The following is a 20,333-nucleotide window of genomic DNA, read 5'->3' as shown; positions in this document are numbered from 1 at the left end:
TGTAGCGATCGCACGGTCTACTGTGGGCGGACCGTGCGATCCGGGCAGGTTAGCGAGCCGGTGGCTGTGGATGACCTGGATTGCCGGAGTTGGGGTGTGGTGGACCACTCTGGTGGTTGGGGTAGTTGGGATGGCTGTACTGCGGGCCCTGTTGGGGACCGGGATGCCAGCCAGTGGTACCGGCCGGTTGCGGGGTGGCGGGCTTCTGGCGAAGGCGGAACACGGTGAAAATGCCGGCCAGGAGCAACACCACGCCGGCTCCGGACAACCCGGCGATGAGCGCCACTGGAGTGCTCTTGCCGCCCGAGTTGGGCGTTCTGCCCTGGATCGGTCCGCCGGCCTCGGTCTTCTCGCCGCCAGGCGTGGATGCGGTGGTGGTCGGCGTAGGGGTCGGAGTCGAGCTGGAGCCGTCGACCGGGGTGGCCCCGTTGGTGTACTGCGGAGTGCCGGTGCCGGCCTTGCCCATCAGGTCGACGGTCAGCGTCATCGGGACGGCGAAGGCTCGATCCTCGGGCTGGCGGGTGAGGGAAACGGCGATGTAGTAGTCGCCGGCCAGCGACGTGCCGGTGTCCATCGTGTTCGGCCCCTCGCGGTTGAGGTAGCGAATCTCCTTGGTGGTGTTGGCCTTGACGCCGCCGTCCTTGGTGATGACACCGCGGCGGCCGGCGTTGCCGGGGACCTGCTTCGCGAAGATCGCGATGACGTCCTCACCGATCGGCGAGATCAGTCCCATGTCGAGGTACCGGATGCCGCCCAACGCCTTCGCGGTTGCGGCACCGAGCTTCGGCACCGTCACCTGGGCCTGAAGCCGCTGTCCCCACTCGGCCTTCACCTTGTAGAGCTGCACCTCACCCGGCATCAGGGTGGTCTTGTAGCTGCCCGAGGTGATCGTCGGTGCATCGGCGAAGCTCGAGCCCGGCACGATCTCCTTCGGCGTGCTGCCCGGCATCGTCGTCCACACTGGGTCGTCGGCCTGCGTCGGGAGGTTGGCGGTGGAGTCGACCGGTGGCTCCTCGTCGATCCGCAACTCGTACGGCACGTTCGTCATCTCGCGGTAGGCATCACCGGGTGACACGGTCAGCACCAACTCGTCCGCGTCCAGGCAGTCCTTCGGGTACTGCGTCCAGCTCGACGCGGCCCCGGTCGCGATCCCCTGGTCACCGTCGAACGCGAGCGGATAGCTCCAGCCGCAGTTCTCACCGCCAAGGGTCTTCAGGAACACCTCGGCCTTCAGCACGAAGCTCCCGCCTGACGGCCGGCGGAAGCTCACTCCGGCGCGCAGCGTCGACTTCGCCATCGTCCGCTTGATCACGTAGTACTTCGCGGTCCTGTCGTTGCCGAACGTGTCCGAGTAGTGGCCGGGGGCAAGGACAGGCGCGCCCTCCGGCTGCGGTCCGCCGTGCACCGGCGTCCCGGAGATGCGGAACGGCCGGAACGCCCGGACCGACAATCGATCCAACCCCGCCTCGAGGTCGATCGTCGAGTCGGCGTCGTAGTAGTCGCCGCGTCCCTCCCGGGCGACGCACTGCAGCTGGCTCCGCGCCGCTCCACCGACCCGGAACCCGACCACGTCGATCTTCAGATCGATGCCCTGGTTCGCGATCGACTTCGCCACCACACACGGATCCGGTGCGCAGGTCGCCTCCCCGTCCGAGACGAGCACAATCGTCCGCTGTCCGGTCGGCCCGAGATCCTTGGCCGCTTGCTGGAGCGAGTACCCGATCGGAGTCTCGCCGTACGGCTTGTACTTCGCGATCGCGGACTGGAGCTGTGGCCGGTTGCCCGTCCCGATCGGAACGGTCAGCTGGGTGTCCGTGCAGGCGCCGGCCTGGGTGCGTTTGAAGACGGTCGCGCCGTAGACCCGCAGCCCGACCTGGGCCTCGGCCGGAAGCTTCGTCACCACGCTCGACAAGGCAGAACGGGCGGCGGCGATCTTGGTGTGCCCGTCGCCGGCCGGCTCCGCCATCGAGCCGGAGGAGTCGAGCACCAGGACCAGCTTGCCGCCGCCGGGATCGGGGTCGGCGAGCGCCGCCGGTGCCGTCAGGCCGCCGAGCACCGCGGTCAGGGTGATGGCGAGGAGCGCCCAGACCGCTGGGCGGCGGCGTCCCTGGTGATTCGTCATCTTTGCCTCCGAGTGAGATTCGCTGTCGCAAACCTTGACAGTTTGCGATTGCAAAAGTCAAGCCGGTTCTGGGTTGAAAGTTGGCGTTCGCAAGTGCGAAGATCTTTGCAGTCGCGACGCAGCGGCCGGCGCAAGGAGACGAGACCCCGATGGACCAGACAGCGCAGAACCTCCAGCAGCAGATCGAGCTGTACGGCGAGCCGCTCGGCGACACCGTGCGCCGCATCGTCGGGCCGCTGATGCTGACCCAGGGCGGACTGGCCCAGTTGCTCGGCCTGTCCGCGCCGATGCTGTCACAGCTCGTCAACGGGCAACGCGTCAAGATCGGGAACCCGGGAGTCCTGGCCCGGTTGCGGGCCGCCTCGGAGCTGGCCGACCTCGCGATCCAGGGCGAGATCGACCCGGAGGACATCGCCGACGATCTCGAGCGGATCCGAGTCAGGACCGGCGCGCTGACCTCTGGCCCCACGACATCCTTGTCGAGACCGGCCGCGGCACCGGGCATGGGAGCGCCCGGTGACGCCGACGGGTGGCTCGGCAGCGGAGCCGGCCGGGAGCATCCGCGCCCGAATGCAGGGACAGTGAGCGGCGGGCAACCAAACCTCGAGGCAGGCGACGGGGTCAGTGCACGGACAGTCGTGCGGGCGATCCAGGACCTGCTGAGAGATGTCTCGTCCGCCGACGAGATCCAGCGGGCCGCTGCGATGGTGGCGGAGGAATCACCGGACCTGGCCGAGTTGCTGCTGGTCTACGGCACAGGCAAGACCGCGGACGCGCTTGCCCACTATAAGCGGCACCATGCTTGACGGATCGGGAGGGTGTGACAAGGCTCGCACGTAGGCGTTCCAGCAACTGGAGTTGGTTGGCCTCACCCACAAGGCAGCACGGTCGGGCAACCTGTTCCTGGGTCAGCAGCAACGCCTCGCGATCGCGCGTGCGCCGGCGATGCAGCCGAGGTGATGCTGTGGGCGTTCGACCTGGACGTACCGATCAGCAACCCGCACCCGACCACCGCCGTCGTGGACCAGGTGGCGTTCATGGGCCAGGGCGTCGTGGTGGAGTTCGGGTAGGCGAGCAGATCTTCGGCGACGCCGAGTCGCTGAGGTTACGTCAATTCCTGTCACAAGTGCTTTAGCGTGGGAGAGGTGAGGTAGTGAGGCACCCACCGCCCAGGGGGATGCATGGCTGTTCGCTTGACCCGCACCGGAAATCGCATCGTCGGACTGGCCCTGATGATGCTGGTGAGCGCGCTGATCGGGTCGGTCGTGGTCGCGGCCGCCCGGACGCCCGCCAAACCACCCACGCCCACTCCACCGGCCCCGGCCGCGGCGGCTCCCGCCAGAGCGCCGCTGCCGACAAAGTACGTCGTGCTGACCTTCGACGACGGTCCGGATCTCGAGTACACGCCGAAGATCCTCGCGATCCTGAAGCAGTACGAGGCCAAGGCGACGTTCTTCGAGGTCGGGCAGAACGTCCGCAAGCACCCCGAGCTGACCAAACTGGTCCACGCCGCCGGCCACAGCGTCGAGAACCACACCTGGACGCACACGGACCTCCGCACACTGGGTGCGGCCGCGTTCCGGCAGGAGGTCACGTCCACGGATCAGGCGATCCGGACCGCGATCGGCGGTACGCCGGGCTGCCTGCGGCCGCCGTACGGCGGGGTGAACGCGGCCGTACGGCAACGCGCGAAGGCTCTCGGTAAGGATCTGGTCGTGTGGACGGTCGACTCGCGTGACTGGACCAAGCCGGGCGCGACGGCGATCGTGCAGCGCGTGCTGAAGAACGTGCGGAACGGCTCGGTGATCCTGATGCACGACGGCGGCGGCAATCGCGCCGAGACCGTGGCTGCGCTGCCGACGATCCTCAAGTCGCTGAAGGCGCAGGGCTACGGCTTCCGCATCCTGACCTGTTAGGCCTCGACTCAGGAGAGCGCACTCACCAGCGGTACGACGTCCGCGATCGAGGAGACCACGCGGGTCGGACGGTACGGGAACCGCTCGATCTCGTGCTCGCCGGTCGAACCGGTCAGCACCAGCATCGTCCGCAGGCCCGCCTCGAGACCGCTGATGATGTCGGTGTCCATCCGGTCTCCGATCATCACCGTCGTCTCGGAGTGCGCCTCGATCCGGTTCAGCGCGCTGCGCATCATCAGCGGGTTCGGTTTGCCGACGAAGTACGGCGCGACGCCGGTGGCACGGGTGATCAGCGCCGCCACCGAGCCGGTGGCCGGGAGCGGACCCTCCTGCGACGGTCCGGTCGGGTCCGGGTTGGTGGCGATGAATCGGGCGCCGTCCGCGATCAGCCGGATCGCCCTCGTGATCGCCTCGAACGAGTACGTCCGGGTCTCACCGAGAACCACGTAGTCGGGGTCGCGCTCGGTCAGCACATACCCGATCTCGTGCAGCGCGGTGGTCATGCCGGCCTCACCGATCACGTACGCCGTGCCGCCCGGGCGCTGGTCGTCGAGGAACTGGGCAGTGGCGAGCGCGCTCGTCCAGATCGACATCTCCGGGATGTCGATGCCCGCGGCCAGCAGACGGGCGCGGAGGTCGCGCGGGGTGAAGATCGAGTTGTTGGTCAGGACCAGGAACTTGCGCCCTGACGTCTGAAGAGCCGCGATGAAGTCGCTCGCCCCGGGGATTGCGCGCTCTTCGTGGACGAGCACGCCGTCCATGTCGGTCAGCCAGCTCTCCACCGGTTTGTGCTCGGTCACCGGCCTATCGTAATTGTCGGTGGCGGGCGGAAGACTGCGGGTATGGAGCTTGCCGGTTACCGAGAGCTGTGGCGAACACACGGCGTAGTGGCGCTGTTGGCGTCGTCACTGCTCGCCCGGCTGCCGGTGCTCGCGACGATGGTGCCGGTGACTTTCCTCGCCAAGGACGCCAGCGGATCGTTCCGGTGGGCTGGTGTGGTGGCTGGCGCCTACTCGGTCGGGATGGCTGTGGCAGGTCCGGTGTGGTCGCGCGCGGCCGACCGACGAGGGGCACGCGGAGTGCTGCTGATCACCGGGATTGCCTGGAGCGCCGTGCTGCTAGCGCTCGCCCTGTTGCCCGCGAGTCTCCATCGGGTGATGCCGGCGTTCACGGCACTTGCCGGCGCTTTGGTGCCGCCGGTGATGCAGACGTTGCGGGCGGCGTGGCCGCGGGTTGTGGAGGGGTCTGCCCTGCGGACGGCGTACGCGGTGGATGCGACGGCTCAGGAGCTGTTGTTCATGGTCGGGCCGATGCTCGGCGCAACTGCGGTCAGCGTGGCGAGCCCGCGACTCGGTGTGCTGCTGGCGGCGGCGATGTCGGCGGTCTTCATCTGGTGGTACGCGCTTCGACAACCGGGGGCGGTGCCGCGAGACTCAGCTGCTGATCGGCCCCTGACTGCCAGACTGTTGCTGTGGCACCGGCATCGGCTGCCCTTGATTCTGTCGTTCGGGCTGTGGGTGATGGCGTTCAACAGCATCTCGCTCGGCATCGTCGCGTTCGCCGACGAGCACGGTAACCGGCTGATCGCGGGCATCTTCGAGACGGTCTGGGCGTTCGGCAGTCTGGTGGGTGGCGCGGTCGCGGGGGCGCTGCCCGGTCGGCGTACGTCGTACGTGTGGCGGCGGGCTGCGCTCGTCGCGGCCGGGATGGTGCTGTGCGTGTTCGCGACCTGGTCGTCGCTGTCGCTCGGGGTGGCGCTGACGGTGTCAGGCCTGACGTTGGCGCCGGCGATCGGCGCGCTGTACGAGCGGCTCGGTGCGTTGACGCCTGATGTGGCGCGGACCGAGGCGTTCGGGTGGATGGGCAGCGCGGCGATGGGCGGTGCTGCGATCGGGTCGGCGGTGTCGGGCGCGGTGATCGAGACGTTCGGCGTGCGGTACGTGTGGTTGATGGCCGCCGTACTCGCCGGGATTTCGTCTGTCGTGCTGTTGCGGGTGCCGCCCGAGGTACAGCAGGAGCTACCGGCCGGCGGCCTGCTCGGCGAGACCGCGTAGCTGGTCGATCATCGTGTTCGGGTCGTCGGCCGCGGCGTAGACGGCCGATCCGGCGACGAACACGTCCGCGCCGGCGTCGGCGCAACGCTCGATCGTGTCGGCCGAGACGCCGCCGTCGATCTCGATCCAGAGGTCGAGGCCGTGCTTGTCCAGGAGCTGGCGGGTCCGGCGGATCTTCGGGATGCAGACGTCGAGGAACTTCTGGCCGCCGAAGCCGGGCTCGACGGTCATGATCAGGATCATGTCGAGCTCGGAGAGCAGGTCCTCGTACGGCTCGATCGGAGTGGCCGGCTTGAGCGCCATCGCGGCGCGGGCGCCCTTGGCGCGGATCTCGCGGGCGGTACGGATCGGCGCTTTGCAGGCCTCGACGTGGAAGGTGACGCTGGACGCGCCGGCTTCGACGTACCCGGGGGCCCAGCGGTCGGGATCCTCGATCATCAGGTGGCAGTCGAGCGGGGTGTCGGTCGCCTTCGCGAGCGCCTCGACGACGGGCTGGCCGATGGTGAGGTTGGGGACGAAGTGGTTGTCCATGACGTCCACGTGCAGCCAGTCCGCGTTCGAGACCGCGGCCGCCTCATCGGCCAGGCGGGCGAAGTCGGCGGACAGGATGCTCGGCGCGATCTGAATCCCCATGGGCGGCAATCTACCGGGGCTGGCTGCCGAGCCAGACCAGGACGTCGTCGATCGAGTCGACGGCGGTGGTGCCTGGCGGGAGGGCTGGGCGTCGGATCAGGACCACTGGGATCTCGCGCCTACGGGCGGCGGTGAGTTTTGCTGCTGTTGCTCCGCCCCCGCTGTCCTTCGTGACCAGGAGGTCTATGTGGTGCTGGTCGAGGAGGGCAAGCTCGTCGGCTTCGGCGAACGGACCACGGGCGAGGAGGAGGGTGCACCAGGTCGGGCGGGGTTCTGGCGGGTCGACGCAGCGGGCGAGGGTCCAGAGGCCAGTGTTCTTGAACGCGGACAGGCCTTGGCGGCCGATGGTGAGGAAGACGCGCTTGCCCAGGGTTGGGAGAAGGGCGGCGGCTTCTTGCGTCGAATCGGTCCAGTGCCAGGTGTCGCCCGGCGCGGCAGTCCAGCCTGGGCGACGGAGGACGAGATGCGGTACGCCGGTCTCGCGCGCGGCGGCGGCTGCGTTGGCGGTGATCTGCGCGGCGAACGGGTGGGTGGCGTCGATCACCGCGTCCACGGGATTCAACCGAAGCCAGGCAGCCAGTCCCTCGGCACCACCAAAACCACCAACCCGCACTTGTCCGACTGGCTTTCGTAGGTCGGCAGTGCGGCCGGCCAGGGAGGTGATGACTTCGGTTCCGGTCAAAGCCTCCGCGAGTTGGCGGGATTCGGTGGTGCCGCCTAGGACGAGGATCATCGGGGGCGGGTGGTGGAGTAGAGGTGGCTGTCTCGGAAGGTGGTGGCGGTGAGGACCTTGCCGATGATGATGACGGCGGTGCGGCGGATCTCGGCGGACTTCACCTGGGCGGCGATGGTGGTGAGAGTGCCGCGGAGGATTTGTTCGTCGGAGCGGGAGGCTCGGGCGACGACCGCGACCGGGCAGTTAGGGCCGTAGAGCGGGACTAGCTCGTCGACCACCCGGTCTATTTGCTGGACGGCCAGGTGGAGGACGAGGGTTGCTTGGCCGGCGCCGAGGGTGGCCAGGTCCTCGCCCGGGGGCATCGCGGAGGCGCGGCCGCTGATTCGGGTCAGGATGACGGTTTGGCCTACCTCGGGCACGGTGAGTTCGCGATGCAGGGAGGCGGCGGCCGCGGCGTACGCGGGGACTCCGGGAGTGACGTCGTACGGGATGTTCAGGGCGTCGAGGCGACGCAGCTGCTCGGCCATTGCGCTGAAGACGGAAGGGTCGCCGGAGTGCAGGCGGGCTACGTCGAGGCCCGCCGCGTGGGCGGTGGCGAGTTCTTCGATGATCTGGTCGAGGTTCAGGTCCGCGGTGTCGACCTTGTGGGCGTCGGGTGGGCAGTGGTCGAGGAGCTCGACGGGCACCAGAGCACCGGCGTACAGGCAGACGGGTGAGGAGGCGATCAGGTCTCGGCCGCGGACGGTGATCAGGTCGGCGGCGCCCGGTCCGGCGCCGATGAAGTGGACCGTCACTTGGTCACGCTCCAGATGGCGACGGGCATGGCGGGACGCCAGCCGGTCATGGTGCCGACGGGTGCGGCGCGCTGGACTTCGAGGCGGATGAGATCGCCGCCGACCGCCTTGTACCACTGGGAGATCAAGGCTTCGGTCTCCAGCGTGACGCCGTTGGTGACCAGGCGGCCGCCGGGGCGGAGGGCGTTCCAGCAGGCGTCGAACATGCCGGGGGTGGTGGCTCCCCCGCCGATGAAGATCGCGTCCGGGGACTCCAGTCCAGCGAGTGCGGTGGGTGCGGGGCCGACGACGGTGGTGACGTCGACGCCGAGGTTGGTGGAGTTGCGGTCGAGCCGTTTGGCGCGGTCGGGGTCGCGTTCGATCGCGATGGCGCGGCAGGACGGGTGGTGGCGGGACCATTCGATCGCGATGCTGCCGGCGCCGCCGCCGATGTCCCAGAGCAGTTGGCCGGGGACGGGCGCCAAGCGGGAGAGCGTGACGGCGCGGACCTCGCGTTTGGTGAGCTGGCCGTCGTGCTCGTAGGCGTCGTCGGGGAGGCCGGGGCTGGTGGACTGGATCGGTGCGGCGGGGTCGCAGCGTACGGCGATGACGTTGAGCGCGGGTACGTCGGTGGACCAGTCGGCGGCGCGGGCGGTGTGGATCGTCTCCTGCGGACCGCCCAGGTGTGACAGGACGGCGAACTCGCTGGCGCCGTACTCGCGGCTGACCAGCAGAGCGGCGACCTCGGCGGGGGTTTGTGAGCCTCGGCTGAGGATGAGGAGACGGCGGCCTGGTTGGAGGTGCGGGTGGAGGCGCTCGACCGGTTGGTTCACCAGGCTCACCACGTCTACCTGATCCTGGGGCCAGCCGAGGCGGGCGCAGGCGAGGGAGATGCTGGACGGGTGCGGGATCACGCGTACGGCGTCGGCTCCGAGCAGGCGGACCAGCGTCGTACCGATCCCGTGGAAGGTCGGGTCACCGCTCGCCAGCACGCAGATCCGCTTCCCGCTGTACTCCGCCAGCAGCCGGGGCAGCGCCTCCGACAGCGGAGAAGGCCAGGCGAGGCGCACAACACCCGACGGATCGAGGGCGGGACCGGGGATCGGGGTCGGGATCAGGGCCAGCTGGCGGGGGCTGCCCATGAGGACTTCGGCCGATTGGATGGCTGCTTGCGCCGTGGGGGTGAGGCCGGGCCAGCCGTCGGTGCCTAGGCCGACGACTGTGATCGGGTCAGCCGGCATTGCCCAGGACCTTGGTGATGGTGATTTCTATGACTACCCGACGGGGGTTCGGGCGGGGTTCTTTGTAGCGCTTGGCGTAGCGGCGTTCGGCGTCTCGGATGCGTTCGGGGTCGTCGCTGATCACTGCGCGGCCTTCCAGGGTGCTCCAGTGGCGGCCGTCTACCTGGGTGACGGCGACGGCGGCTACGCCCGCCCGGCGGATGGTGCGGGCCTTGTACGACGTACCGCTGCAGATGACTCGGACCAGGCCCGCCTCCATGTCCAGCGTCGCGCCTACGGGCGTGGCGTGGACGGTGCCGTCGGGGCGGACTGTGCTCAGCACACACAGGTGCCGCTCGGTCCAGAAGTCTGCTAGGCGCTCACTCAACACCTAGCGATCGTAGACAAGCCGCCCCGCCCGGCTGCTTGCCGGGCGGGCAGCAAGCGACGGTTAGCCGATGTCGCGGCGGCGGAAGGTGGTGAAGCCCGCCAGCGCGAGGACGGCAGTGATTGCGAGCAGCCAGATGACAGGCACGGCCGAGAAGTCGCCGCCAGGCAGCCTCGGCGTGTGGCCGTACGGGCTGACCTTGATCAGCCACGACGGGAGGTTGAAGACCTCGCCGAACTGGCCGATCAAGAGGAAGGCGCCGAACAGGAACCACCCCGCGGTCACCGCCTTCGGTGCGACGCCGAACAGGATCACGACCAGTGCGGTGACCAACCAGATCGCCGGGAGTTGGACAGCAGCAGCGGCCAGCATCCGCGGGACCTGCCGGCCCACGTTGCCCAGCGAAGCGCCGCTCGAGATCCCGGAGCCCAAGCCGGCGACGACTATCAATGCGCCAGTGCCGAGCATCGCCATCAGCACGTGGCTGGCGAGCCAGCGAGAGCGAGTCACGCCGGTGGCCAGCAGCGGCTCAGCGCGGAGCGCGGTCTCCTCGGAGCGGAGCCGCAGCGCCGCCTGGATGCCGTACGCCGAGGCAAGGAGGCCGATGACCCCCATCTCCGTGGCCAGGAAGGCGTCGGTGATCCCCTCGACCCCGCCCATCTTCTGCACCAGCTCACGAGCGCTGTCCGACGTCACGAAGCCGTCCACGTTGCTGGCGATGTTGCCGACCAGCAGCCCGAGCAGCAGGAACGCAAAGCCCCAGCCGAACAGGGACCCCCGATGCAGCCGCCAAGCCAGTGCCAGCGGCGACCGGAGTGACGAAGCGGCCCGAGCCGGCCCCGGTCGCGGCCGCACCAGACCCGCTCCCAGATCGCGCCGCCGGACCAGCGCGGTCGCCGCAGCGACCAACACCACCAGCAATACCAACGGCAGCAGCAGGACCACGAACCGATCGCCGACATAAGCACGCACCTGCTGCGACCACCCGATCGGCGACAGCCAAGAGACCCACGCCGTGTGCGAAGAGGAGTCGCCGACAGCCCGCAGTACATAAGACACCCCGAGCACGACCGCTGTGAGCCCGTTAGCCGCCCGCGCGCTCTCGGTCACCTGTGCAGTGACCGCACCGACCCCCGCAAACGCCAGACCAGCCCCAGCCCACATCAGCCCGAACGCAAACGACCCAGTCGTAGGCAACCCAGTCCCGATTAGGGACAGCGCCGTCAGCAGACCCAGAAGTACGACGGTGCCGCCCGCCACGATCAGCGCGGCGGTCAGAGCGGCGTACCGACCGAGGACGCCGGCGCTCAGCAGCTCGAGCCGCCCGGACTCCTCCTCGGTCCGGGTGTGCCGAACCACGAGGATGCCGGCCAGCAGACCGACCAGCACTGCACCGAAGGCGGTGAACTTGAACAGCGAGACCTCCCCCAGCGAGGTCTCGTCGAAGATGCGCCCGTACAACGAGACCAGCGCCGGCGACGCGTTCGCCGTCCGAGCGGCCTCGACCAGCGCGTGCTGGTCGGAGTACAGGTCCATCGACGCCTTGGCCGACCCCGCCGCGGCCATGACGAACACCACGATCCAGATGGGGATCTGCAGACGGTCCCGGCGCAGCGCGAGGCGCACCAGGGTCCAGGTGCCGACGAAGTCGCTCATACCGTCACCGGCTCAGCGTTGTCTTCCTCGTAGTGCCGCAGGAACAGCTCCTCCAGCGTCGGCGGCTGCGCGACGAGGCTCTTGATCCCGCCCGCGGACAGCTGCCGCATCACCGCGTCGAGCTGAGCGGTGTCCACCTCGCAGCGGACCCGGTTGCCCTGGACATCCAGGTCGTGTACGCCAGGCAGCTGGGCCAGGCCGTTCACCGCACCGGTCAGCTCCGCCTGGATCGACGTACGCGTCAGGTGGCGCAGGTCCGACAGCGTGCCGGTCTCGACCACCTTGCCGCGGCGGATGATGCTGACCCGGTCACACAGCGCCTCGACCTCAGAGAGGATGTGGCTGGACAGCAGGACTGTCCGGTCGCGCTGACGCTCGTCCTCGATGCACTGCCGGAACACCTCCTCCATCAGCGGGTCCAGACCGGAGGTCGGCTCGTCCAGGATGAGGAGCTCGACGTCCGAGGACAGAGCCGCGACCAGCGCGACCTTCTGCCGGTTGCCCTTGGAGTAGGTCCGGCCCTTCTTGGTGGGGTCCAGGTCGAAGCGGCGGAGCAGGTCGTCGCGCTTCTTCTCGTCCACGCCGCCGCGGAGGCGGCCGAGCAGGTCGATGACCTCTCCACCGGTCAGGTTCGGCCAGAGGTTGACGTCTCCGGGGACATAGGCGAGCCGCCGGTGCAGCTTGGCGGCGTCGTGCCACGGGTCGCCGCCGAGCAGCGAGACATCGCCGGCGTCACCGCGCAGCAGGCCCAGCAGGACCCGGATGGTGGTGGACTTCCCGGCGCCGTTCGGGCCGAGGAACCCGTGCACCTCACCGGTCCTGACCTCGAGGTCGAGGCCGTCGAGGGCATGCGTACTTCCGTACGACTTGTGCAGTCCGGAGACCACGATGGCTGAAGTCATGTTTCATAACGTACACTGCATTCAGAAGTTTGTGAATGTTCCTAACAGCTTTCTGGCGCGGCAGAGGAGATGATGGGTCGGTGAGTGCACAACGAGACGACGACGCCGTCCGGCGGTACACCGAGCAGTTCGGCAACCTGCTCGCCGACACCGGCTGGCCGCGGATGGCGGGGCGGGTCTTCGCCGCCATCCTGTCCAGCGTGTCGGGCCGGATGACCGCCGCCGAGCTGTCCGAGCAACTGCAGGCCAGCCCGGCCGCCGTCTCCGGCGCGGTGAACTACCTGCTCCAGTTGAGGCTGGCGACGCGGGAGCGGGAGCCCGGCACCCGCCGCGACGTGTACGTCGTGCAGGACGACGCCTGGTACCAGACGATGATGACCGAGGACGCCTCGCTCACCCGCTGGTCCGACTCGCTCCGCAAGGTCCTGGACGCCTCCGGCGAAGGCACCGACGCGTACTACCGGATCCGGGTCTCGCTGGCCTTCATCGACTTCATCAGTGGCGAGGTGAAGGGCCTCAGCGAGCGCTGGATCAAGCGCAAGGCAGAGCTCGACGCCGAGATCGTCGCGGAGCAGGCTCAGGGCTCGTAGGTCGTGAAGATCGTGCAGTAGATCGGGGGCGACTCCAGGCCGGGGTAGTACAGCCGCCCGGCGTCGTCGGTGATCTTGAAGTACGCCGTCGACGCGCCGACCTGCGACGGCGCCTGCAGTGTCATCGACACGGTCACGATGTCGCCCGGCTCCGCGTCCGGCACCCGCTCCCGAGCCGGCGACCGCAGCCAGCCCGGCGCGGCGGCAGCGCCCTGGCGGGTCAGCCAGCGGTCCCGCCACGGTCGTACGCCGCTGTTCCGGATCTCCCACGTCTTCTCGAAGGACTGGTCCCGGCACACCCGCGTCCCGTCCGGCACGGTCTCCCCCACCAGCTCGGCCCGGTCCTCCGGGTGGTGGTCGATGGGTACCGACCCACCGAGCAGCACAGGCTGCACGTGTCTCCGTAGGTCCCGCTGCGACATGTCCCGTCCAGCGCGTACTGCGGCGTCCAGCTCGATCAGCTGGTTCACAAGGGACTGACCGGCGCCGTACGAGGCGTCGTACCACTCGATGAGCTCGCGGCTCGGCTTGGTGTGGCCGCGCTCGACCCGGGACAGGTGTCCCTTGTCCCAGCCCGACGCCACGGCCGCACGACTCAGCGGTACGCCGGCGGCCTCCCGGAGCTCACGCATCCGGGACCCGATCACCAAGCGAAGCTGCGCTGGCCGCACAGGAGTCTCCGATCGTTGCCCACTGCGACAACACGGTAACCCTCTGATTCTCTGGAAATCAGTGTCACTTCGCCAGTCGCCCAGCGAAAAGGACAAACCTCATGCGTACCGCCCTCTTGCGCATCACCGTCACCACCCTGCTAGCCGGCGCCACCGCCCTGGGCGCCGGAACCCTGCCCGCCAGCGCCGCCACCGGGACCGTCGTCACCGACAGCGGCCAAGGCGTCGCCATCCGGTCCGGCAACGCGACGAACTTCGCGTCCGTCGGCACCCAGCCGAACGGATCGGTCGAGATCGACTGCCAGCTCTACGGCGAACCGGTCACCGGGAAGTTCGGTCGCAGCCTGGTCTGGGACCACGTGCCCGGCAAGGGCTTCATCACCGACGCATACGTCAACACGGGCAGCACCGGGCTGATCGCGCCGCTCTGCGCGAGCAACCCACGCGCCGACGCCGCCATCAGCTGGTACGCCGCACGCAACGGATCAACGGCGTACCAGGGGTACTGCGAGATGGCGGCCGAGAACTCCTACGGCAAGACCGCCATCTGGGCCTCCGCCAAGGCCGACTGGAACGACGCCGTGGCCCGCGGAGTCGCGCACCCCGGCAACCTGAACCCGCCGAAGGGCGCGCTGGTGTTCTGGGACCTCGCGGCGCCGTACGGCCACGTCGGTGTCGCCAATGGAGACGGCACATTCTGGGCCACCAGCGTCGGCGGCGCCATCGGCACCCGCACGTTGCCTTACTTCAACAGCTACCTCGGCTGGGCCTACCCGAACTTCTGAGCTCGCCCCGAGGCCGGGTACCCGGACGCGCACCGCCCAACACGCGTCCGAGTACCCGGCAGTTCAGCGGAAGATCTCGGGAACCATCCGCCACAGCAGCGCACCGGTCACCATGCCCTCGACGAAACCAAGCCCGGCGCCGAGGCCCACACACCACCAGAACGACAGCCCCGGATACCCGGCGGCCAGCAGCGGAACCGCCGCGGCGTAGACCGCCGCTCCGACCAGCCCGGCCAGCACCGGCACCAGGAAGTGCCGAACGAGTCGATCCATCGATGCCGTCACGCACCGGAACAGGACGTACGGGCCGAACGCCGTCACCAGGAACCGGCCCCAGGACGCAGTTTCCGAGCCCAACCCGACCTGGACGCCGATGCAGCCGACCGCGACCACAGCGGCCGCCACCCATGCTGAGCTCCGCGTCACCGGGGAGATCAGGGAGAACGCGAGGGAAATCGCGAAGGCCGCAACCGCCGCGACCACGACGGCGATCAGGATCAGCTTCCAGTTCAACCCGACCAGCGGCCCGGCCAGCCCGGCGACCGTCATCGCCAGCATCACACCGATCCACGGAACGGTCGTCGTCGGGTACTGGTCGAAGGGCGAGCTGGGCGGCATACCGACGTTATAGCGACCGCACGGTCCCACCGGCCGGGCGTGTCCGGATCATGTCATCGATCCTGTCCAGCCAGTCCGACACCAGCGCGCGGTAGACAGTGAGGGACCCGACTGGCAGGTCGTGGTCCTCGCCGTCCAGTGCGACGTAGGTCGCGCGCGGGTAGTCGTCGAGGATGGACCAGGCATCCGCGTAACCGGTCATCGTGTCCTCGCGGCCGGTGACGATCAGCGTCGGGCGTTCGAACCTGGTGGCCGGGTCCTCGCGCAGCGAGTACGTCGCGACGTCGGCCTGGATCCGGCCCAGGAACTCCAGATCGGCCTGCTCCTCGGCGGGGTCGTAGTACAGCCGTTGCTTCTCCCGCCAGGCCGGCGACTCGACGAAGTAGTCACCGCTCGGCAGCGTCCGCTCCGAGCGGTCCACGACGATACCGGGCACTCGGAGCAGCAGCCCGAGGACCCGCGCCCGATCGCGTTTGACGATGCCGCGGGCGTGCAGGGCGCCGGCCGACGTACCGGCCAGCGCGAACGGCTCGGCACCGACCAGCTCGTCGATCAGGCCGGCGATCGCGGCCAGCATGCCGTCCTGGTCGGTGATCGACGGATTGACGGGCGACCGACCGGTTCCGGGTGGGTCGACGTAGATCCGCCGCCAGCCCGGGCGGTCGGAGAACACTGGCTCATGGACGTCGCGGCCCTCGCCGTTCGCGCCGCCCCAACCGGGCAGGAAGACGACGGGCCGGCCCGTTCCGAAGGATTCGTAGTGCATGCACCGACTCTAGGCAGGGCGCTCCCCGGATCCGCGTTCAATTAGCGCACAGGATAAAACGATGCGCTGGGGTGGCCGGGTGTCCTTGCCGGCCGCGCGGTCCAGCAACAGCCGGGCCGCACTCCGGCCGAGCTCGGCGATGTCGGAGGCAACGACCGTGACCGGGGTGGGCAGCATGTCGGCCATCCGGAAGTCGTCGAAGCCGACCACGGCCGGCTCCCGGCCGAGCTCGCCGAGAGCACGCAGTACACCCTCGCTGAGGAAGTTGGTGGAGGCGAAGATCGCGGTGGGTGGGTCGGGACGGAGCATCACCTCGCGGGTCGCCTTCTCCGCGGCCTCCGCGTTGCCCTCAGGCAACTGAATGACCAGCGACTCGTCGACCTCGATCCCGGCGGCGCGGTGGGCCCGGCGGTACCCGCGGAGGCGGCGGCCGATCGTGTAGTACGACGGCGCCAGCAGGATCGCGATCCGCCGATGCCCCTGCGCCATCAGGTGCTCCGTCGCCAGCCGGCCACCACCCTCGTTGTCGACCATCACGATGTCCGCGTCGATCCCGGTCGCCGGCCGGTCGACGAACACCACCGGCACGCCCGCGGTCTGCAGGAACGCGTGATCGCCCTGGTCCGGCACGATCATCAACCCGGCGACCTGACGGCTGACCAGCTCCTGGATGGCCCGCTTCTCGCCTTCCGGGTCCTCGTCCACACTCCCCAGCACGACCGCGAACCCGGACTGCCCGGCCACCTCGAGCGCGGCCTTCGCGATCGTCGCGTAGAACGGGTTCGTCAGGTCGCCCAGCACCAGCGCGAGGCTCGACGACTTCTTCCCCGGCCGCAGCGCGCGAGCGACCTCGTTGCGCTGGAAACCGAGCTCGTCGATCGCGGCGCGGACCCGCTGCGCGGTCTCGTCCCGGACCCCGTGGCCGCCGTTCACCACCCGCGAGACGGTACCGAGGCCGACCCCGGCCCGGCGTGCGACGTCGATCATCGTCGGGCTCTTTGGAAACGTTTCGGACACGGGGTTGACTTCCTTTTCCTGACACGGCATCGTCCAGCCAACAGTAAAACTTGGAAACGTTACCGTCCAGGAGGTGGAGTGAAACGGCCCTCCCGCGGGAATATGAGCCGCAACGCCGGATCCGACATCAAGGCGGCGTACCTGTTCATCGCCCCGGCGATGATCGGGTTCTTCGTCTTCGTGGGCTATCCGCTGATCCGCTCGTTCTACCTCGCGCTGACCAAGTACAACGGGCTGACCGACCCGATCTTCGTTGGGCTCGGCAACTTTCGGCGGCTGTTCACGACCGACCCGGCGTTCTGGCCGGCGTTGCGGGCGACCGGGTACCTGGTCGTCCTCTATGTGCCGCTGTCGCTGGTCATCGGGCTCGCGCTGGCGATGTTCTGCAACCAACGGTTCGCCGGCGTCCGCGTCGTACGGACCCTGGCGTACCTGCCCGTCGTGCTGCCGGCAGTCGCGACGATCACGCTGTGGAAGTTCATGCTCGACCCGCAGGTCGGGCTGCTGAACACGGTCCTCGACCGGATCGGCCTGCCGACCAGCCTGTGGCTGCAGAGCCCGAAGATGGCGATGCCGTCGGTGGTGCTCGTGATGCTGTGGGGCGTCGGCGGGACGATGATCATCTTCCTGGCCGCGCTGCAGGCCGTGCCGACCGAGCTGTACGAGGCGGCCCGCGTCGACGGCGCCGGACCGTGGGCGGTGTTCTTCCGGATCACGCTGCCGATGATCAGCCCGATCATGCTGCTGCAGGTGATCCTGCAGACCACGGCCGCGCTGCAGACGTTCAACCAGCCGAAGATCCTGACCAACGGCGGGCCCGGGTTCAGCACCAACGTGCTGATGCTCTCGATCTACAACAACGGGTTCCCGAACCTCGGCCGGATCCCACAGCTCGGCTACGCCTCGGCCCAGGTCTGGGTGCTGTTCGTGATCATCATCGCGGTGATCGCGCTGACCGCGAAGTTCTCCTCGCTCTGGACGTACAGTGACAATACTTCCGACTGAAGCTCCCACCGCGACCACAGCCCCGGCCGTCGTCTCGTCGAAGAAGAAGCCCCGCCTGGTGGGGACGACGTCCTGGTACGTCGTCGCGCTCTTCATCTGCGCGGTGATGGTCGTCCCGCTGCTCTGGATGATCACGATCGGGCTGAAGAGCCGGACCGCGGTGTTCGACATCCCGCCGAAGCTGCTGCCGCACGAGTTCCACTGGAGCAACTTCGTCAAGGGTCCGGAGGTGATCCACTTCCCGCGGCTGTTCCTGAACTCGATGGTGATCACCTCGCTCAGCGTGCTCGGTGGCGTGATGACCGCGATGATGGCCGGCTACGCGCTGGCCCGGTTGCGGTTCCCCGGCCGCAAGGTGTGGTTCTACCTGTTCGTCGGCAGCATGCTGCTGCCGGGCGTGGTCGGCCTGATCCCGTTGTTCCAGCTGTACAAGAGCATCGGCTGGTACGACACCTGGCTGCCGCTGATCGTGCCGGCGTTCCTGGGTGGGAACCCGTTGTTCATCTTCCTGGCCCGCCAGTACTTCATGGCGATCCCGTACTCGATCGACGAGGCGGCGAAGATCGACGGCGCCGGGCACTTCCGGATCTTCACCCAGGTGATGCTGCCGCTGACCCGGCCGGCCTGGCTGACGATGGCGATCCTCGCGTTCCAGGCGTCCTGGAACGACTTCCTGAACCCGTTGGTCTACCTGTACTCGTCCGGCAAGTGGCCGTTGTCGGTCGGGATGGCGTCGTTCATCTCGCCGTTCGCCGGGAAGACGCCGGACTGGAGCTTCTACATGGCCACCAACCTGCTCTACATGCTGCCGCCGCTGATCATCTTCTTCGCCGCGCAGCGCTACTTCATCCAGGGCCTCGGCGCTCTCGGCAGCACGAACCAGAAATGAGGAGAATCCTAGTGAAGCGGACATCGATCGTCGCCGCGCTGGCGTGCGCGGGGTTGCTGACGGCAACGGCCTGCAGCGGCGGGTCGGACTCGGGCGGCTCGAGCAAGGGGCCGGTCACCGTGACCGTGATGACGTGGGAGTCGGCGGAGACCAATGCCGCGATCAAGAAGGCGCTGGCGGACTTCAAGGACGACAACATCACCGTCCAGCTGCTCGACACCCCGGCCGGCAACTTCGGCGACAAGCTCGCATCGTTGACCCAGGCGAAGAAGCTGCCGGACCTGTTCTGGTGCGGTAACGACACCGAGCAGCAGTACACCTCCCAGGGTCTGCTGGTCGACTGGGCCGACAAGATCAAGGACGGCAACGGCGACTTCAAGGCGGACAAGTTTGTCCCGTCGGCGATGGAGAACTGGAAGACCGCCGACGGCCAGATGGGCGGGCTGCCGTCGCTGATGAACACGTACGGCATCTGGTACAACGCCGACGCGTTCGCCGGGGCCGGGCTGCAGGTGCCGAAGGCCGGCTGGACGTGGGACGAGATGTACTCCGACGCCGCGAAGCTGGCCGGCAAGAACGGAGCGAAGTACGGCCTGGTCGCGGATCAGCTGACCGGTCCGGACGGGCCGTTCACGATGAGCATGTACGCCGTCTCGGCCGGCGGGGCGCCGTTCACCGACAACGTGAACCACCCGACGAAGGCCGAGGCCGACGACAAGTACAAGGAAGGCGTCGAGAAGCTGACCGCCGCGATCAAGAACGGCTCGGTCGCGCCGCCCGGGTACGACGCGTCGAACGTGCAGTCGCTGTTCGCGGCCGGCAAGGTGCCGATGACGTTCGGCGGGCAGTGGCTGGCGGCCGGGTTCCAGACCGACAAGCCGAAGGTGAAGTACGGGTTCGCGCCGTTCCCGCAGGTGCAGACGCCGGCGACGCTGTACGACTCGGTCGGTATCTGCACACCGCAGTACACGAAGGATCAGGACGCGACGTTCAAGGTGCTCGAGTACATCAACACGAAGGTGTGGGACGCCGTACTCCCGGCCTCACCGGTGGCGCCGCCGGCGTACACCCCGGCGCAGGCCAGCTACTTCGACGCGCTCACCAAGGCGCAGCAGCCAACCGTCGTGGACACGGTGAAGGCGGACCTCGGTGCCGAGAAGACGGTCGGCGTCCGCTTCACCACGCAGTGGGCGCAGCAGGTCGGTGACCTCACGACGGCGAACTACCAGCCCATCCTGAGCGGGAAGAAGCCGATCACCGACCTGCCGGCGTACATCGACAAGATCAACGGACTGATCAAACAGGGCAGCTGAGAAGAGCAAACAAACAGAGGAAAGCAAAAGAGAGAACAAGGAAAAATTAGAGTGGTGGCAGCCCCCGGTGATCAACCGGGGGTTTGCCGCAACAGCAGAATCTGACATTCGGCGCAAGAGAGGGCCATTCAGAAGTCCCGGGCCTTCAAGGAAGAGATCAAAGGAAAGATCAGGGTCCGCCCGGCAGCTCGGACGTTCTGGGCCTGCCTTCGAGGACCTGGACGACCCGGCCGACCAGCGGTGGGTCGCTTGGCTGGATTGGTGGTTGGTGGGGAATACGCAGACCGTGGATGTCGAGCTGGCGGTGGTGCCGGAGTTTCGGCGGCGAGGGGTGGCCAG

General features: G+C 68.3%; 21 protein-coding genes. 8 read left to right on the top strand and 13 right to left on the bottom strand.

The window, feature by feature from the left end; genetic code table 11:
- Positions 1-49: 49 nt before the first annotated feature.
- Complete coding sequence (locus tag AB0E69_RS39685; protein ID WP_360159127.1) at positions 50-2,122, bottom strand: VWA domain-containing protein; 2,073 nt, start codon at positions 2,120-2,122, stop codon at positions 50-52.
- Positions 2,123-2,271: 149 nt separating this feature from the next.
- Here AB0E69_RS39685 and AB0E69_RS39680 point away from each other — a divergent pair, with 149 nt between their 5' ends.
- Complete coding sequence (locus tag AB0E69_RS39680; protein ID WP_360159124.1) at positions 2,272-2,928, top strand: DNA-binding protein; 657 nt, start codon at positions 2,272-2,274, stop codon at positions 2,926-2,928.
- Positions 2,929-3,303: 375 nt separating this feature from the next.
- Positions 3,304-4,038, top strand: a complete 735-nt coding sequence (locus AB0E69_RS39675) for a polysaccharide deacetylase family protein (RefSeq protein WP_360159121.1) — start codon at positions 3,304-3,306, stop codon at positions 4,036-4,038.
- An 8-nt stretch (positions 4,039-4,046) separates the two neighbouring features.
- On the opposite strand, the gene AB0E69_RS39670 is transcribed toward AB0E69_RS39675, so the two are convergent.
- Positions 4,047-4,799, bottom strand: coding sequence for an HAD-IIA family hydrolase (locus AB0E69_RS39670; RefSeq protein ID WP_360159329.1), 753 nt, complete (start codon positions 4,797-4,799; stop codon positions 4,047-4,049).
- A gap of 81 nt (positions 4,800-4,880) precedes the next feature.
- Between AB0E69_RS39670 and AB0E69_RS39665 the strand changes: the two genes are divergently transcribed.
- Complete coding sequence (locus AB0E69_RS39665; protein WP_360159118.1) at positions 4,881-6,092, top strand: MFS transporter; 1,212 nt, start codon at positions 4,881-4,883, stop codon at positions 6,090-6,092.
- On the opposite strand, the gene rpe is transcribed toward AB0E69_RS39665, so the two are convergent.
- From rpe to AB0E69_RS39630, 7 genes are read right to left on the bottom strand one after another with little or no spacing between them, the layout of a single operon-like run.
- Positions 6,057-6,725, bottom strand: a complete 669-nt coding sequence (gene rpe / locus AB0E69_RS39660) for a ribulose-phosphate 3-epimerase (protein ID WP_360159115.1) — start codon at positions 6,723-6,725, stop codon at positions 6,057-6,059. The two genes, AB0E69_RS39665 and rpe, sit on opposite strands and share 36 nt — an antisense overlap.
- A gap of 10 nt (positions 6,726-6,735) precedes the next feature.
- The gene (locus AB0E69_RS39655; RefSeq protein ID WP_360159112.1) at positions 6,736-7,458 is read right to left on the bottom strand and encodes a cobalt-precorrin-6A reductase; all 723 of its coding nucleotides are present in this window, start codon (positions 7,456-7,458) and stop codon (positions 6,736-6,738) included.
- Positions 7,455-8,195 (bottom strand): precorrin-4 C(11)-methyltransferase, encoded by a 741-nt coding sequence (gene cobM / locus AB0E69_RS39650; protein WP_360159109.1) that lies wholly within the window; start codon positions 8,193-8,195, stop codon positions 7,455-7,457. The genes AB0E69_RS39655 and cobM overlap by 4 nt, the downstream gene beginning before the upstream one ends.
- Entirely contained in the window at positions 8,192-9,415 is a 1,224-nt protein-coding gene (cbiE, locus tag AB0E69_RS39645) for a precorrin-6y C5,15-methyltransferase (decarboxylating) subunit CbiE (protein WP_360159106.1), read from the bottom strand. The genes cobM and cbiE overlap by 4 nt, the downstream gene beginning before the upstream one ends.
- A complete protein-coding gene (locus AB0E69_RS39640; protein ID WP_360159103.1) occupies positions 9,405-9,785 on the bottom strand; it encodes a PPOX class F420-dependent oxidoreductase in 381 nt (126 codons plus the stop codon). The genes cbiE and AB0E69_RS39640 overlap by 11 nt, the downstream gene beginning before the upstream one ends.
- 60 nt (positions 9,786-9,845) lie before the next feature.
- On the bottom strand, positions 9,846-11,438 hold the full coding sequence (locus tag AB0E69_RS39635; protein WP_360159100.1) for an ABC transporter permease: 1,593 nt from the start codon (positions 11,436-11,438) through the stop codon (positions 9,846-9,848).
- Positions 11,435-12,340 (bottom strand): ABC transporter ATP-binding protein, encoded by a 906-nt coding sequence (locus tag AB0E69_RS39630; RefSeq protein WP_360159097.1) that lies wholly within the window; start codon positions 12,338-12,340, stop codon positions 11,435-11,437. The genes AB0E69_RS39635 and AB0E69_RS39630 overlap by 4 nt, the downstream gene beginning before the upstream one ends.
- Positions 12,341-12,420: 80 nt before the next feature.
- Between AB0E69_RS39630 and AB0E69_RS39625 the strand changes: the two genes are divergently transcribed.
- Positions 12,421-12,930 (top strand): MarR family transcriptional regulator, encoded by a 510-nt coding sequence (locus AB0E69_RS39625; RefSeq protein WP_360159094.1) that lies wholly within the window; start codon positions 12,421-12,423, stop codon positions 12,928-12,930.
- Here AB0E69_RS39625 and AB0E69_RS39620 read toward each other — a convergent pair.
- Positions 12,918-13,577, bottom strand: coding sequence for an NBR1-Ig-like domain-containing protein (locus AB0E69_RS39620; protein ID WP_360159091.1), 660 nt, complete (start codon positions 13,575-13,577; stop codon positions 12,918-12,920). The genes AB0E69_RS39625 and AB0E69_RS39620 overlap by 13 nt on opposite strands.
- A 125-nt stretch (positions 13,578-13,702) precedes the next feature.
- On the opposite strand from AB0E69_RS39620, the gene AB0E69_RS39615 reads away from it, so the two are divergent.
- Entirely contained in the window at positions 13,703-14,386 is a 684-nt protein-coding gene (locus tag AB0E69_RS39615; protein WP_360159088.1) for a CHAP domain-containing protein, read from the top strand.
- Positions 14,387-14,449: 63 nt separating this feature from the next.
- Here the strand turns inward: AB0E69_RS39615 and AB0E69_RS39610 are convergent, their stop codons facing one another.
- The 3 genes from AB0E69_RS39610 to AB0E69_RS39600 are packed head-to-tail and all read right to left on the bottom strand — an operon-like array spanning position 14,450 to position 16,757.
- The gene (locus AB0E69_RS39610; protein WP_360159086.1) at positions 14,450-15,004 is read right to left on the bottom strand and encodes a hypothetical protein; all 555 of its coding nucleotides are present in this window, start codon (positions 15,002-15,004) and stop codon (positions 14,450-14,452) included.
- A gap of 7 nt (positions 15,005-15,011) precedes the next feature.
- Positions 15,012-15,770, bottom strand: a complete 759-nt coding sequence (locus AB0E69_RS39605; RefSeq protein WP_360159083.1) for an alpha/beta hydrolase — start codon at positions 15,768-15,770, stop codon at positions 15,012-15,014.
- A gap of 9 nt (positions 15,771-15,779) precedes the next feature.
- Positions 15,780-16,757, bottom strand: a complete 978-nt coding sequence (locus tag AB0E69_RS39600; protein WP_360159080.1) for a LacI family DNA-binding transcriptional regulator — start codon at positions 16,755-16,757, stop codon at positions 15,780-15,782.
- A 132-nt stretch (positions 16,758-16,889) separates the two neighbouring features.
- On the opposite strand from AB0E69_RS39600, the gene AB0E69_RS39595 reads away from it, so the two are divergent.
- The 3 genes from AB0E69_RS39595 to AB0E69_RS39585 are packed head-to-tail and all read left to right on the top strand — an operon-like array spanning position 16,890 to position 19,994.
- Positions 16,890-17,792, top strand: coding sequence for a sugar ABC transporter permease (locus AB0E69_RS39595; RefSeq protein WP_360159077.1), 903 nt, complete (start codon positions 16,890-16,892; stop codon positions 17,790-17,792).
- A complete protein-coding gene (locus AB0E69_RS39590; protein WP_360159074.1) occupies positions 17,773-18,681 on the top strand; it encodes a carbohydrate ABC transporter permease in 909 nt (302 codons plus the stop codon). The genes AB0E69_RS39595 and AB0E69_RS39590 overlap by 20 nt, the downstream gene beginning before the upstream one ends.
- A gap of 11 nt (positions 18,682-18,692) precedes the next feature.
- Positions 18,693-19,994, top strand: a complete 1,302-nt coding sequence (locus AB0E69_RS39585; protein ID WP_360159071.1) for an extracellular solute-binding protein — start codon at positions 18,693-18,695, stop codon at positions 19,992-19,994.
- The last annotated feature ends 339 nt before the right edge of the window (positions 19,995-20,333 follow it).

Source organism: Kribbella sp. NPDC026611, assembly GCF_040638345.1.
Taxonomy (GTDB): Bacteria; Actinomycetota; Actinomycetes; order Propionibacteriales; family Kribbellaceae; genus Kribbella.
This window is presented reverse-complemented; position numbering and strand designations above follow the sequence as displayed.

What these genes read in the sequence shown, in the direction of transcription:
- AB0E69_RS39685 (WP_360159127.1), bottom strand. Translation starts at nt 2,122, where the DNA reads ATGACGAATCACCAGGGACGCCGCCGCCCAGCGGTCTGGGCGCTCCTC.
- AB0E69_RS39680 (WP_360159124.1), top strand. Translation starts at nt 2,272, where the DNA reads ATGGACCAGACAGCGCAGAACCTCCAGCAGCAGATCGAGCTGTACGGC.
- AB0E69_RS39675 (WP_360159121.1), top strand. Translation starts at nt 3,304, where the DNA reads ATGGCTGTTCGCTTGACCCGCACCGGAAATCGCATCGTCGGACTGGCC.
- AB0E69_RS39670 (WP_360159329.1), bottom strand. Translation starts at nt 4,799, where the DNA reads ATGGACGGCGTGCTCGTCCACGAAGAGCGCGCAATCCCCGGGGCGAGC.
- AB0E69_RS39665 (WP_360159118.1), top strand. Translation starts at nt 4,881, where the DNA reads ATGGAGCTTGCCGGTTACCGAGAGCTGTGGCGAACACACGGCGTAGTG.
- rpe (WP_360159115.1), bottom strand. Translation starts at nt 6,725, where the DNA reads ATGGGGATTCAGATCGCGCCGAGCATCCTGTCCGCCGACTTCGCCCGC.
- AB0E69_RS39655 (WP_360159112.1), bottom strand. Translation starts at nt 7,458, where the DNA reads ATGATCCTCGTCCTAGGCGGCACCACCGAATCCCGCCAACTCGCGGAG.
- cbiE (WP_360159106.1), bottom strand. Translation starts at nt 9,415, where the DNA reads ATGCCGGCTGACCCGATCACAGTCGTCGGCCTAGGCACCGACGGCTGG.
- AB0E69_RS39635 (WP_360159100.1), bottom strand. Translation starts at nt 11,438, where the DNA reads ATGAGCGACTTCGTCGGCACCTGGACCCTGGTGCGCCTCGCGCTGCGC.
- AB0E69_RS39630 (WP_360159097.1), bottom strand. Translation starts at nt 12,340, where the DNA reads ATGACTTCAGCCATCGTGGTCTCCGGACTGCACAAGTCGTACGGAAGT.
- AB0E69_RS39615 (WP_360159088.1), top strand. Translation starts at nt 13,703, where the DNA reads ATGCGTACCGCCCTCTTGCGCATCACCGTCACCACCCTGCTAGCCGGC.
- AB0E69_RS39610 (WP_360159086.1), bottom strand. Translation starts at nt 15,004, where the DNA reads ATGCCGCCCAGCTCGCCCTTCGACCAGTACCCGACGACGACCGTTCCG.
- AB0E69_RS39605 (WP_360159083.1), bottom strand. Translation starts at nt 15,770, where the DNA reads ATGCACTACGAATCCTTCGGAACGGGCCGGCCCGTCGTCTTCCTGCCC.
- AB0E69_RS39600 (WP_360159080.1), bottom strand. Translation starts at nt 16,757, where the DNA reads ATGATCGACGTCGCACGCCGGGCCGGGGTCGGCCTCGGTACCGTCTCG.
- AB0E69_RS39595 (WP_360159077.1), top strand. Translation starts at nt 16,890, where the DNA reads ATGAGCCGCAACGCCGGATCCGACATCAAGGCGGCGTACCTGTTCATC.